Raw genomic sequence first — 13,852 nt, 5'->3', positions numbered from 1 at the left:
ATGAAGTAAATCCTCACTGAAAGAAGTTTCACTTTATTCGACTGTAGAAAAAATACGGTAAAGGTGGGAACAAAGGAATTGAGGTTACAATTAAAGTTGGTAAGTATTCATTTTATGGTTTTGTTAATGTTATGTGTAAGTTTTGTCGTATATGCACCAAAAGAAGCATATGGATCCAGGACTAACTTAGAAGGTCTAGGGGATATATCGCGTTATAATGCTGTTGTCTTTGGTAACCATATAGCAGTAGGTGGCGACATTGAAGGAGCAATCGCAGTTCAAGGTGATATGGATGCATCAGGTTATACGATTGTAGGTGCAGCAGCGGGAACATCTAATATAGTTGGGGAAAAATGGGATGATGAGGGATATCCATCCTTGTTATTGTCTGGAAAATTTAAAAAATCAAGAGAGGAATCTTTTATCATTCAAAACGGAATAGTCGTAATGACAAAAGAGAGTGATCCAGATCGTATCATACAATCTTCTTATGATCGTATCGTTTATAAAGAAAAACTAGAAATTAACGCGAAATTTAATGAATTTCACAACATAGTGAACCAAGTCAGTAAAAATGCAGGTCAATATAAAACGAATACCCCAATTCCAAATATGAGTTATGGAATCGGAAAAGATATAAACAATCCTAATATTTATGTTTCATCAGAATTGGTAGGGAAAATCAATTTAGATATAAGAGATGTCTTTTTACCTAATGCTAAAGGAAAAGATTTTATCGTTATGTATTCGGATGCAATAGAGGTTACATTTAAAAATGGTGCTATCTTATATGACACGAACAATATTGGTAGGGCTACAGATATAATTCCTACATCACAACCCTATTCTCCTAATTCACCGTTCACTGAGTTATACGGGAAGGTGATTTGGGTTTTTCCTAATGCAAAAAAAATCACAACAGAGGGATATGGTGTCGTTGGGAGTGTGTTTGCTCCAAATGCTGTATTAGAAACAAAAGGCGGTTCGATTAATGGACAAGCATTTGTCGGTGCAGTACAACAAACTGGTGGATTTGAATTTCACAATTTCAAATTTAACTGGCAACTATGGAACAGACCTAGTACAGGAAAAGTAAAGATAAAAAAAGTAGATAGTAATAATGATAATAAAAAGTTACTTGGAGCAAAGTTTCATATTGAAGATTCAAATAAAAAAGTAGTTAGTGAGTTTGTAACAGATGAAAAAGGAGAAGCGATATCAAAAGAATTACCAATAGGTAACTATACTCTAGTGGAAGTAGAAGCACCTAAAGGTTATGAATTATTAAAAGATAAAATAGCTATAAAAGTAGAAAAAGATACAGTAGTAGAAATTAAAATAGGAAATAAGAAATTACCAGATCCAATGGGGAAAATGAAGCTAGTGAAAGTAGATACTGGAGATAAAAATATAAAGTTAGTAGGAGCAAAGTTTAAAATTGAAGATTCAAAAGGAAAAGTAGTTGGTGAGTTAGTAACAGATGGACAAGGAGAAGCGATATCAAAAGAATTGCCACTAGGTAACTATACTCTAGTGGAAGTAGAAGCACCTAAAGGTTATGAATTATTAAAAGATAAAATAGCTGTAAAAATAGAAAAAGATACAGTAGTAGAAATTAAAATAGGGAATAAGAAATTACCAGACCCGACTGGGCAATTTGAAATTGAGAAAGTTGATGATAAGGATATTAAATTAAAACTAAAAGGCGCTGTATTTCAAGTATTAGATAAAGAAGGTAAAGAAGTTACTAGATTAACAACGGATGAAAAAGGAAAGGTGATTTCCAACCAGTTAGTAATTGGAAAGTATACGGTTAAAGAAATAAAAGCGCCAAACGGATATATGTTACTTAGAGATCCAATAGAAATAGAAATTACAGAAGCGGTAAGGACACAAAAACTAACAGTGAAAAATGTGAAGAATAATTGGGTAATTCCTAATACTGGTGGCAGCGGAACAACAAGTTTTTACGTGACTGGTTTTGTGCTAATGTTTGGTGTGCTATATTTCTGTAAGAAAAATCGTTACATTAGATAGTTTTTAGGGGATGAGTTTGGCATTGTACTAGATTCATGCTACTAAATTTGTTGAAGAAGGAAGGATAATAGTAAATATAGAATATATTAATAAATCGAAATTTTTACGAGGTGAAAGTGATGGCAATAAAACAAGACGAAATTAAAGTAGTAGTCGGAGCCGGGGTGTTTAATAATAATCCAGGTTGGATACAAACGCAAGAAGATGAACTTAATTTACTAGATAAAGTTACATGGGAAGAAAGATTTGAATACAATTCTATTTCAGCTATTTTAGCTGAGCATGTATGGGAACACCTTACTTTTGAAGAAGGTGTAAGGGCAGCAGAAATTTGTTATGAATTTTTAAAGCCAGCAGGGCACATTCGGTGCGGTGTTCCTGATGCATTTTTCCGAGACGAAGCATACCAAAATATAGTTCAAATAGGCGGACCTGGCCCGAAAGATCATCCAGCAGCAAGTCATAAAATTGTTCATAATTATAAAACATTAACGAAAATGTTTAAATTTGCTGGATTTGAGGTAGTTTTACTTGAATATTGTGATGAAAATGGTCAGTTTTATTACAACGAATGGGATGCAAATGACGGTGTTATTTTCCGTTCGAAAAGGTATGATTCTAGAAATAAAGGCGATAAACTTGGTTTTCCATCTTTAATTGTTGATGCGATTAAATGATAAGTTTTTCAAGCAAGTAATTATAAAAAGCAGAAAGTGTTCTTTCTGCTTTTTATTTTGCAAAGGGGATGAATATACTATGCAACCTATAAAACAAGTGGCATTAACATGCATTACTCATGATCCAACAGGGAGCTTATTATCTACAATAAAAGAACTAAAAGAGGAATTGTTAAATTTAAATTATGATAAAAAATATATAACAATTAGTAATGTAACACCTAAAGAGGTTGTAAAAGAACTAGCAGAATGTAACTTCCATATAAATATAGTAGAAAAATTAGGAGTAGGGAACGCACGTAGGGATTCTTTGAAGTTTGTTAGTAACTATAATCATGATTACTATCACTATTGTGATTTTGATCGTTTGCTAACTTGGATTAAAGAATATCCAGCTGAGCTTAATTCGTTCATTCAGAATATAGTTGATGTAGATTACTTAATCATTGGCAGAACGGAGAAAGCTTTTCAGACACATCCTGAAGAATGGAAAATTACAGAAACAGTATCGAATAAAATTATGTCATTACAATTAGGGAAACAAGTAGATATTACAGCTGGTTCATGTGCGTTATCAAAACAAGCAATTGATTACATAATAAAATATTCTAAATGCAGAATGACTGATGGAGAATGGCCAATGATTATAAATACTTTTACAGATTTTAATATTGGTTACATTGCAGTAGAAGGTTTAAAATACGTGAACAACCTTAACCAAGATAATATTATTGACCCGATAAAAGCATGGTCAATTAGATTAGAGCTCTCATATATAATAAGTCGATCAATTTTGGAGTTAACAAAAACCTTTTAAATTAATGGGATCTAATAGTGATTTCCTTTTTAATTGAAATCATGTAAAATAAAAATAGAACGTACATTCGTTCGTTCGGGCGAAAAGGAGGTTAATTTATAATGTTAGCTGTAATAGATAAACAAGATAATGAATATGTAGTACAATTTGAGCGTTATTTTTCATATTCGATAGAGGAAGTTTGGTCTGTTTTAACAGAAAACAGTAAGCTTAAAAAATGGATGTCTAATTTACAAATTGAAAGCCTTAAAACGGGTGGAATAATAAAGTTCGACATGATGGATGGCTCATTTATTAATATTGATATTTTAGAATGTCAAGTAAACTCAGTACTAGAATTTAGTTGGGATAAAGATCGTGTCCGATTTGAAATACATAAAGAAGAAAATCGTACTTTTTTACTTCTTAAAGAATACATTCATGTATTAACTGAACATACACCGAAAGATATAGCTGGATGGCATATTTGTTTAGATCTTTTTTCTTCGGTTCTAGAGGGTGAAGAAAAAGAATTTTCTAAAGATGAATGGCAACAATGGTTTGAAATATATAAGGATAAGATCCTTGAAGTGAGAGGATAATTGTATAAAAGGTTATATTCATTGTGTAATTATTACACTGTAAAAATGATTTTAAAGAAAAATAAGAATAGAGGTTAATATGAAAGTAAATCAATTAATTGCTAATAACATAAATAAATTAGATACAGTGATTCCATTTAATAAGTCGTTTGGAATCGCTGGTTTATCAGGATCGGGTAAAACAACTTTTTGCCAAACGATTGGCGAAGAATCAAAAAAACGATTAGTTTCTTTATTGCCAAAGGCTGAATATCAATATTTATTTCCTAATATCATGGAAACAAATTTTAGTGCTATTAAGATGGAGGATATGCCTTTAGTACTTTTTCTAGGAAAATCATCGATTTCTTCCAACCCACGTTCAACGATAGGTACTCATACTGGAGTGTTTACTGAAATTCGCGAAAAACTAGCCGAAGTATTTCATCTTTCCCCTGAGGTTTTTTCGTTTAATAATCAGTTAGGTTGGTGTATTGGTTGTAAAGGCCGAGGCACTACTAAAAATATTGAGTGTAAAAAATGTAAGGGAAAACGTTATAGCGAAGAAATCGAACAACATACGATAGATTTATTTGCTAAACCACATACAATTTCAAATATTAATGATTTAAGTGTTGAGTCTATTCTTTCGTTAGCGGACGAGTTAAATATTAGTGAAGCGAAGCAACATATACTGCAAAATATAATTAATATGAACATTGGCTATTTAACATTAAATCGAATTATGGGTACGTTGTCAGGTGGAGAGTTAACAAGACTATATTTGGCTGAATTTATGGCAGTAAGCGAAAATGCTGTAATTATTATTGATGAGATTTCAGTTGGACTTGATCATGAAACATTATTACAAATATTAGAAGAGATTAAGCAGTTAGGGTGTAAAAATCAAATTTGGCTCATTGATCATTCAGATACAGTACTGGATACAACAGATGAGCAATTCTTCTTTGGACCTGGTAGCGGAAAATATGGTGGACAAATTGTGAAAGAATCGCCAAGACCAAAACCAATACTATCGGATCTAAATAAAGAAGTACCAACAGAATATTATACATTCCAAGAATTATATTGCCGTAATATCCAAATGGCGGAGTTTCAAATTCCTAAAAATAGGCTTGTGACGGTTACAGGAGAATCTGGATGCGGGAAATCTACACTTGTCAATGAATGTTTAGCTACAGATTTCTTGAAACGATATCCAAAAGATAAATTAGTTATGGTAGGACAAGATCGAAATCAATCCATTACAAGTCGATCAACTGTAGCCACTTTCCTAGATATTAAAAAGAAACTCACAAAGTATAGCGAAGAAATTGATGATATTTTTGAGCGTTCGATTGAAGATATTATAGATGAACTTCCAAATGAAGATATTGCGTTTAAACGCTTGAGTCTACTAATTAAACTAGGACTTGGTTATTTAACGTTAGAACGAAAAACACAAACATTATCAACAGGTGAGTTCCAATGTGTTCATTTAGTTTCGGAGTTATTTGCAAACACAAGAAATCCACATACATTATTTATTTTTGATGAGCCTTCAAAAGGTTTATCACAAAATATTTTAAACCAATTTATAGATAGTGTTAGAGGGATATTACAAGATGAATCAGTCTCTATCATTATGATTGAACATAATAGTTATATGTTAGAAAGCTCTGATTATATTGTAGATTTCGGGGAAAGACAGCTTGAATCTATAAAGCATCTTGATGTAGTAAGTCATGAAGATTATTATCGTCAAAAAAGCAGTGTGAATAATGCTGAACAAATACATATTTCTTCAGCACTTAAGCATAAAAAAGGCGTTCACTATTTAGAAGAAAATCATATTCACTATTTTAGAAATGCCGAAAACATTTATAAGGGTGGTATATTAAAAAGTTTATCATCAATGGCCCGTTTAATTTATAGTGAATATGAATCTGATACAATTGCACCTGTTGTTGCTATTGATCTTGAAAGACATTTATATAGTCAATATAGTTTCTTATATGAAATTGGTGGATTAATTAATCATATTGTAGCTGCTCATCCAACTAATAAAGATACGAGAAGTTTTGATTTCTATTCACAGGACAACCATTGTCCATCTTGTTCTGGACGTCTTCAAATTGAAGTTTTCGATAAAGATATTACAATTCAAGATAAAAACGTTCCATTTTGGGACGGTTTATTCGATCCGGAAATCATGAAAGTATTAAAATTTTATCAATATGAAAAAATAGAATTTCTATTTGAAGAAATTAAAAATGAGCTTGGTCACGATTTATCAAAGAGCTATAATGATATGTCAGAAGAAGAAAAGCATACATTTTGGTACGGATATTTTGAAAAATCATTTTATGATAAAAAAGGAAAGACACGCAGAACATGGGTAGGATTTAATACGATTATTGGTGGATATATTGTTATTTCAAAAGCAGCTATTAAAGAAGAAATTAAGACTTCTAAAGAAAAGATGACATGTCCAATTTGTGAAGGGACGGTATTAAATCATCATAAACCGCTTAAATTTGGTAACTTCGATATTCGTGAAATTATCAATCAACCAGTTGATGAAGTGTTGAAGATAGTCGGTGATTTACCTGCACTTCAAAAATTGAAATTTATTGTTGGTGGTGATATGAGATTGACAGAAGATGTTTCTTTACTGCCAAGAAAAGCACAAGTTGCACTGAAAATGTTTGAATTAGAACAGGCAAGCTTTTCAAACTATGAAATGGTGTTACAAAATGTCTTACCATTCTGGGACGAAATAAAAGGAAATATCGAATCCATTAGTGTTAATAATCAAGTAACTGTTTGTGATTTCCCTAATGTTTATGAAACGAGAGAAACCATTATAGATAATTATTTCACAAATGGTAAATATAAAAAACTTACGTATGTATACGAAGCGTTTGGATACAAAAAGTTAGTTACCCAAATTAATAAAATTAAAAAAAGTAATCCATGTCCATTTTGTAAAGGAAAGAAAGTTATAACGGAAGATAATCTACATGATGGTGTATTTAAACTAACAATTCCATGTGTAACTTGTAATGCAACTGGTATTAATGATGAAGGACTAAAAGAAGTTGTTGAGGGCGTGGGTGTACAAACATGGTTAACTGGAAAAGTTTGTGATGTTGTGGATGAAAGCTTATTAACAGAAGCTGTTGTGCAAATACCAATTTTTAATCGCATTCGCGAATTGGATAAACGAGATATGATGGCGGTTTATGAATGTCTTGAGAGTAATCAGTAAAGTTTTATTAGTTTATGTGTTATTGACATAACTTATATAAAACGTATATTCTTTATAATGTTTATAATAATGCCCAAGGTAATGAAAGAAGATCCAATTTCTTAATATAAAAATTAAGAAATTGGATCTTTTAGTATTTTTATGTCCCGCATACAATATTTTTCACTAAGGTAAGGGGGAGAAATAAAAAACTAAAAGGGATAAACAATTGATAGATTATGTAATTATTACATTATAAAAATAATGAATAGGGGTAAAAACAGTTCATGAGTGATATTTGTGTTTATTAATCTTTTTGTTTTATTGTCTGATTTTTTAAATTTAACAGAAATATATACTTGAATGAAGTATATATTTCTGTTAAATTTATCCTATGGACAGAACAAGTTTAATTAAAGGTCATTTAGAAATGTGTGTATTATCTATTTTGTCGAAAAAGAAAAGTTATGGTTATGAGATTATGAAAGAACTTGAAGTAAACAATTTAAAATTGAAAGGAGTAGGAAGTATTTACCCCATATTAACTAAGTTGAAAAATCAAGAGTGGGTTAATACTTATCAAGTAGTAACAGACAGTGGTAAAGTTAGGATTTATTATGAAATTAATGAAAACGGAAAAATACGTCTTGAGAAGAAAATTAATGAGTGGTTAGAATTGCAATCAGATATTCAAACATTATTAAAAAGCGGTTTGAAAGGAGACCTTCTGAAATGAGGAATAGATTGATAGGTAAAGAAAAGCAATTTTTAACAGGCGTACTTAAGGAATTACAGCAATACGATATAAGTTTAGAAGAAAGGGAAAATATTAAGCGACAAATATTAGAACATATTCAAGAATGTCGCGAACATGGTGAAGATAGTATAGATGATTTAGGTACACCTCAATTATTTGTTCAAGATTATTTAGAAATAAATGAGATTGATTTACAAGTTAAAATGAAACAACTTAAAAATGAAAAGGGGAAATTAAACACTTCTATCTTACGCGGCATATTCATCGCAATTATTACTTACTTCATCTCGCAAACTACATTTACAATATTTTTAACTCAATCATTTAATCCAACTAATAGTAAAAATACATTTCAGTATAATCTTTTATATCGTATTTCAGAAAATCAATGGTGGAATTCATTATTAATAATGATTAGTTTTATGCTCTCTGTAGTAGTATTTATTAGTTTAGTAAGTTATAAAAAACGAAAGCTGTCTAAAGCATAATGAAGAATACGATCTATAAAATGTCTCTAATTTATATTCTTTGTAATGTATTAATGTTATATATTACAGATTCAAAAGTTTATGCTCAGCAAAATATTAAAATTGCATTAGATAAGTATATTGAAAAATTTATAAAGGAGCAGAACATTCCAGGAGCTTCTGTTGCAATTGTACATAATAAAGATGTATTTTTCACAAAAACGATGGGGATTACTGGAGAATCTGAAAAAAAGGTAACTAGTAAAACCCCATTTGCAATCGGCTCAATAAGTAAATCTTTATCAGCTTTAGCTATAGTGAAATTAATAGAAGATAAAAAATTAAAATTAGAGGATCCAGTTCAACGGTATCTTCCTTGGTTTAAACTAAAAGATCTTCAAACATCCTCAACTATAACCATTCAACATCTACTAACTCATACAAGCGGAATCAGTACATATGAGGGCTTAGCATTATCAGATAAACAATCCAAAAATTCTACAGCATTACAAGAAAATGTAATGAAACTTTCAAATGTAAAATTAACTACTCCACCAGGTGAAAAATATCAATATAGTAATGCGAATTATATAATACTTGGTGCGCTTATTGAGGCCGTCACAAATGAAACATATTCATCATATATGGAAAAGCATATTTTTCAGCCATTAAATATGAATGGCGCGGCAGCAAGTAAAGAAACTGCATATGAAAAAGGTTATTTAACAGGTTATCAGTCGTGGTTTGGAATACCAAGAAAAAGTGTAGTGTCCTATGATAATGCCGGGGCACCGTATGGTTATATTACCGCGAATTTGGAAGATATGATTCAATTCATTATGTTTTTGAATCGCCAAGAAAATCCTCAATTTTTAAAGCAAGAAAACATGGATCTTTATCTTTCACCACTTTATAAAATAAATTCAGAAAAAAGTTATGGTTTTGGATTAAGAACAACAAATATAAATGAAAGCGAAACGATGATTTGGCATTCAGGATCAACGCCCGATGCTCGTGCAGAAATATTTACTTTAAATAAAAGTGGCTGGAGTGGTGTGATTTTAACAAATAAAAATCATGTATTAGAAGAAACCGTACTATCAGAATTGAAAAAGGGGATTATTAGTATTTTGAATGGAGAAGAACCGGTTGATATCCCTAAAAACATCCCATTAATACAAATTGTTTTGTTGCTAGTTACACTTATACTTTTCATAATATCAATTATGTTAATTAAAAAGTATAAACATATGAAAAGCGTAAAAAAGCTAATTTGGTTATTCATAGGGAGTCTATCCCTACTATTATCTATTATTTTCATCCCACTTCTTACTTATAGTACAATTTCACCATGGCGTACGATAAAAATATTTGCGCCAGACGTAGCATTAGTTACAAGTATTATTGTAACTTTATTAGCTGCGAACGGATTAATATCAATCTTTATAGCCTTAAGAAGGAAATGGGTATAAAGGTAAATAATTTAAGAAATATAATTCAAGTGTTATAAACAGTTGACTCTCACACAATGTCATTGTTTAAGATAAAGTTGAGCTTCGAAGTAGATGTAATTTATAGGAGGAAAATATGTTTAAAATAGGGGATTTTTCAAAACTATCTTCCATTAGTATTCGTATGTTGAGGCACTACGACAAAGTGGAATTATTACAACCAGTAAAAGTCGATGAGCTGAGTGGATATCGATTTTATTCAGCAGACCAATTAAAAAAAGTAAATCAAATTCAAACATTAAAAGGTATGGGGTTTAATATTGCTACCATTAAAGAAATAATAGAATGCGATAATATAGATAGCATAAAAGAGCAATTTTTAAATCGTAGTGTTCAAATTAAAGAAGACATGTATAACCTCCAAAAACAATTACGTCTCCTCGAAGACTCAATGAAAACGATGAGAGAGGATGTTGTTGAGATGAATTATCATGTTTCAATAAAAGAAATTCCAGAAAGAACTGTAGCTAGTGTTAGAAAGATTATTCCATCGTATAATTGCGAAGGGGATGTATGGAGTATATTAATGCAAGAAATTCATATGAAAAATATTAGTATTGCTCATCCGAGTTATAGTATTGCGGTTTTCCATGATCGTGAATACAAAGAAAATGATGTAGATGTAGAAATACAGCTAAGTATTTTAGGTAAACATGAAAATACAAATGATGTTACATTTAAAAATATTGAATCAACTCATGTAGTGTCTATAACAGTTAATGGAAGTTATGAACAAATGACAGCTGTAAATGAGGCTGCAGCAAAATGGATTGAGTCAGAAGGTTATGAATTAGCAGGCCCGATGTTTAATATTTATCATGTGAGCCCAGCGATGGAATCGGATCCTAATAAGTGGGTTACAGAAGTTTGTTATCCAGTTAAATGATGATAAAGAAAAAAGGCATTAATTATATGCCTTTTTTCTTTATCAACTTATCCGTAAATATTAAGAGAAATTACTTCTTGATTCGATTCGTCAACTACTAGCACAATTTCATTTGCAAATGTACAAAATGAGCGGAGTGTAATGGAATCCTTTAATGACTCTTTTAAAAACCAACCTGTTGGTACTAAAGAAATGCAACCCTCTTTTTGAAAGAATGAATGTTTGAGGAAATATGCTATTTCTTGAGTTTCTTTTAAGAACATCGGATCAATGCAATCGAATAATACAGAATAATATTTTAATGTTCTTCTACCGACAATTCTATTAAAAGAACAACTTCGGTATAAATCAGGCACTACGGGATATATACCGTTAGTTAGAAGTGCTTTTAAAGTTTGTTTTGATTCTTCCTTTAAACCTATCATGAAAATTTCATGTAATTCATTATTAATAAAAACTTGTTTCACATCTTTATAATGAGGGATTAATTCATTTTTAACTATATTTAAAGTAATGTCATTTGTAATGGGAAAGGACGTATAAACGTCCTCTTCAAGTATGACATCCATGCCACTGAAAAGTTGGCAAATTGGACTGAGAGAAGTATTTGAAGATACAGGAGGTGCCTTTTCTATATAAAAATCTTCATTTATAGTAGGTGCTGGATATTTTTTCTCTTCCATTTCAATTAACCAATCATACATAATTATCTTTCCTTCCATCATAGCTTTCGTATCGGACTATATAGTGCAATAAAAACTTCAAGTAGCTTCGTGAAAGCAGCTAAAGCAAATACAAGTACTGGATTATAGGCTGAAATAATACCTCCTACTAATGCCCCGAGTGGCATAGCTAATCGTGTAAGTACTCGCGAAAATCCTAAAACTCTTCCTTGCATATTTGATGGAACTGTTTCCTGGCGAATTGTGGCTACAATTGTATTCCATGCAATATTGCAAGTCATTGCAATACCGAAAGCAATACCGGGAGCAAGCCAATATGTACTCCAAAGCGCAAAAGTTAAGCCAATTGCTCCAACAAATAGGAGTAGAGGAATTAGAATGCCGCGCTGCAATCTTTTTTCTAAAGGAACTGCAATCAAGCTTCCTAAAAGCCCTCCTATTCCAATTAGTGAATAATTAAAGCCACTTTGTTCCGGCGTAAGTTGCAATGTGGATAGTAAATAATACATGAACACACCTAAAACCGCACTTGCTCCAAAGTTTCCAATCATAGCTTGAAAAGATAAAGCTACATTTAAGCAATCATTTTGGAGCCATTTAAATCCATTAACCAAATCAGCTAGTACATTTTGAAGTTCATTTTTATCTTCGCATTTCTTGTTTACGGTTTTCATAGACGGTAATAATATCACAGCAACTAATGTTGCAATAAATGAAAGAACATTGATCCAAAGCACTTGAAAGCCTCCAATAAAAGATATGAAAATCCCAGCTATCATTGGACCAAACAAACTAGCCGATTGATTGACCATTTGATAGAAAGAATTAGCCTTCGTCAATGATGCACCTGCAATATGTGGAATGACTGTAACAGTTGTTACATCAAAAAGCATAGACATAACTGCTAAGATAAAAGTAATTACGTATAAATGCCAGATTTCTAATAGATGTAATGTGTGTAGAATTGGTACAAGACTTACTAAAATAATATTGGTAATATCAGCTATCCAAAGTAACTTTTTTCGATCGTATCGATCAACCATTACACCAACTAAAGGGCCAAATAAAACAATTGGCAATACATTAATAGCAAATAAAGAACCCATAATTACAGCTGAACTGGTTAATTGATAGGCAATCCAAGGCAATGCAAAAGTATATAGTGAATCCCCAATTCGTGAAATGAGTAAACCAAAAATAAAAACTCTGTATTCTTTAGAGAAAGTTGTCATATTGGTAAGCCTGCGTTCTAGTATAAATTTCACAACTGTTTGAACCACCTTTAATATAGAGGAATTTGAAAATCATCCGTCCAATACTTGTTATATATAGAATTCTGTAATTTTTAGATGAATCCTACTTTTTAGAGGTATTTTAAAATCTAAAGGAGGAAATAAAAATGAAGGCAGTATTATGAAAAAGATTTAAGTGCGAACAGGAGGGGAAGAAAATTCATTAACAAAGTATAGAAATTCGTGGAAAGAAATAGTATCTGAGTATATAGCGCAAAACCTACTTGATGCTGTGTGTTAAATTGAAGATAATTTAAATACATAATAAAATTATAGTAAACTATTTTGTTCAAAGGTCGTTAGGAGGGAAAATATTGATACATATAGATAAGAATGTGCGAACAGCTGGTGCGTATGTAATATATAAGAATTTATTTGTTTTTCAAGTTGGTCCAACGAATAAAGGTGATACATTAGGTGTAGTAAGGCTCGGAGGACATAAAGAAGGGGATGAAACAGCAGTAGAAACCGCTAAAAGAGAAGTGAAAGAAGAAGCTACTATCGATATTGCTATATTGAGTTCACCATGTACATATTATAAAAAGAATTGGGATGCACAATCAAAGAAAATAATAGTAGAAAATGAAATCAATCCAATATTAATTATTGATAGTCGAGATGAAACTTTATCTACTATGTATATGGCATATGCAGAAAATGAACCAACTCCATCTTCTGAAACGAACGGGCTCTTATTACTTTCAGTAAATGATATTAGGCTTATTTGTAGTAAGGAAATAACACTAAATGATTATATTAAGCAAGATGGAATAGCTGTATTGAAAGAAAAAATGAATAAAGAGTTAATCTTACAACCTTTTCCGCAACTTATGTTTTTAGCAGAACTTTTAAAAAAGGATCCTGTATTGCTTCAACAGTTTCTAAATTAGCAACAAAAAGCCACCTTAATAAGTG

The 13,852-nt window shown here is 31.1% G+C and carries 12 protein-coding genes; 10 read left to right on the top strand and 2 right to left on the bottom strand.

The features are described 5' to 3' along the window. Positions 1–78: 78 nt before the first annotated feature. The 9 genes from JDS82_RS23280 (at position 79) to JDS82_RS23240 (ending at position 10,962) form a co-directional block, all read left to right on the top strand. On the top strand, positions 79–2,037 hold the full coding sequence (locus JDS82_RS23280) for an MSCRAMM family protein (protein ID WP_199714023.1): 1,959 nt from the start codon (positions 79–81) through the stop codon (positions 2,035–2,037). Positions 2,038–2,156: 119 nt separating this feature from the next. Then, positions 2,157–2,714, top strand: coding sequence for a class I SAM-dependent methyltransferase (locus tag JDS82_RS23275; protein ID WP_199714022.1), 558 nt, complete (start codon positions 2,157–2,159; stop codon positions 2,712–2,714). Between the two features lie 79 nt (positions 2,715–2,793). Beyond that, positions 2,794–3,531, top strand: a complete 738-nt coding sequence (locus JDS82_RS23270) for a hypothetical protein (protein WP_088091485.1) — start codon at positions 2,794–2,796, stop codon at positions 3,529–3,531. A 101-nt stretch (positions 3,532–3,632) separates the two neighbouring features. Continuing rightward, positions 3,633–4,112, top strand: a complete 480-nt coding sequence (locus JDS82_RS23265; RefSeq protein ID WP_088091486.1) for an SRPBCC family protein — start codon at positions 3,633–3,635, stop codon at positions 4,110–4,112. Between the two features lie 79 nt (positions 4,113–4,191). Continuing rightward, positions 4,192–7,362, top strand: a complete 3,171-nt coding sequence (locus JDS82_RS23260; protein WP_199714021.1) for an ATP-binding cassette domain-containing protein — start codon at positions 4,192–4,194, stop codon at positions 7,360–7,362. 409 nt (positions 7,363–7,771) lie between these two features. Next, the gene (locus JDS82_RS23255) at positions 7,772–8,077 is read left to right on the top strand and encodes a PadR family transcriptional regulator (protein WP_000338007.1); all 306 of its coding nucleotides are present in this window, start codon (positions 7,772–7,774) and stop codon (positions 8,075–8,077) included. Beyond that, positions 8,074–8,586 (top strand): DUF1700 domain-containing protein, encoded by a 513-nt coding sequence (locus JDS82_RS23250; protein ID WP_199714020.1) that lies wholly within the window; start codon positions 8,074–8,076, stop codon positions 8,584–8,586. The genes JDS82_RS23255 and JDS82_RS23250 overlap by 4 nt, the downstream gene beginning before the upstream one ends. Then, the gene (locus JDS82_RS23245) at positions 8,586–10,037 is read left to right on the top strand and encodes a serine hydrolase domain-containing protein (RefSeq protein ID WP_199714019.1); all 1,452 of its coding nucleotides are present in this window, start codon (positions 8,586–8,588) and stop codon (positions 10,035–10,037) included. Before JDS82_RS23250 ends, JDS82_RS23245 begins: the two co-directional genes overlap by 1 nt. A 115-nt stretch (positions 10,038–10,152) precedes the next feature. After that, the gene (locus JDS82_RS23240; RefSeq protein WP_048561010.1) at positions 10,153–10,962 is read left to right on the top strand and encodes a MerR family transcriptional regulator; all 810 of its coding nucleotides are present in this window, start codon (positions 10,153–10,155) and stop codon (positions 10,960–10,962) included. A 47-nt stretch (positions 10,963–11,009) separates the two neighbouring features. On the opposite strand, the gene JDS82_RS23235 is transcribed toward JDS82_RS23240, so the two are convergent. Further along, positions 11,010–11,666, bottom strand: coding sequence for a hypothetical protein (locus tag JDS82_RS23235; protein ID WP_239661433.1), 657 nt, complete (start codon positions 11,664–11,666; stop codon positions 11,010–11,012). Between the two features lie 17 nt (positions 11,667–11,683). After that, positions 11,684–12,910: an MFS transporter gene (locus JDS82_RS23230; protein WP_199714018.1), complete on the bottom strand. Its 1,227-nt coding sequence runs from the start codon at positions 12,908–12,910 to the stop codon at positions 11,684–11,686. 341 nt (positions 12,911–13,251) lie between these two features. Between JDS82_RS23230 and JDS82_RS23225 the strand changes: the two genes are divergently transcribed. Further along, a complete protein-coding gene (locus JDS82_RS23225) occupies positions 13,252–13,827 on the top strand; it encodes an NUDIX hydrolase (protein ID WP_097816342.1) in 576 nt (191 codons plus the stop codon). Positions 13,828–13,852: the final 25 nt, after the last annotated feature.

The organism is Bacillus cereus group sp. N14 (assembly GCF_016483555.1).
Taxonomy (GTDB): domain Bacteria; phylum Bacillota; class Bacilli; order Bacillales; family Bacillaceae_G; genus Bacillus_A; species Bacillus_A wiedmannii.
Note: the sequence above shows the minus strand (reverse complement) of the source record. Positions and strands in the feature narration are given on the sequence as shown.

Coding starts and splice junctions, on each gene's coding strand:
- JDS82_RS23245 (WP_199714019.1), top strand. CDS start 8,586: ATGAAGAATACGATCTATAAAATGTCTCTAATTTATATTCTTTGTAAT.
- JDS82_RS23260 (WP_199714021.1), top strand. CDS start 4,192: ATGAAAGTAAATCAATTAATTGCTAATAACATAAATAAATTAGATACA.
- JDS82_RS23270 (WP_088091485.1), top strand. CDS start 2,794: ATGCAACCTATAAAACAAGTGGCATTAACATGCATTACTCATGATCCA.
- JDS82_RS23250 (WP_199714020.1), top strand. CDS start 8,074: ATGAGGAATAGATTGATAGGTAAAGAAAAGCAATTTTTAACAGGCGTA.
- JDS82_RS23235 (WP_239661433.1), bottom strand. CDS start 11,666: ATGTATGATTGGTTAATTGAAATGGAAGAGAAAAAATATCCAGCACCT.
- JDS82_RS23255 (WP_000338007.1), top strand. CDS start 7,772: ATGTGTGTATTATCTATTTTGTCGAAAAAGAAAAGTTATGGTTATGAG.
- JDS82_RS23240 (WP_048561010.1), top strand. CDS start 10,153: ATGTTTAAAATAGGGGATTTTTCAAAACTATCTTCCATTAGTATTCGT.
- JDS82_RS23265 (WP_088091486.1), top strand. CDS start 3,633: ATGTTAGCTGTAATAGATAAACAAGATAATGAATATGTAGTACAATTT.
- JDS82_RS23275 (WP_199714022.1), top strand. CDS start 2,157: ATGGCAATAAAACAAGACGAAATTAAAGTAGTAGTCGGAGCCGGGGTG.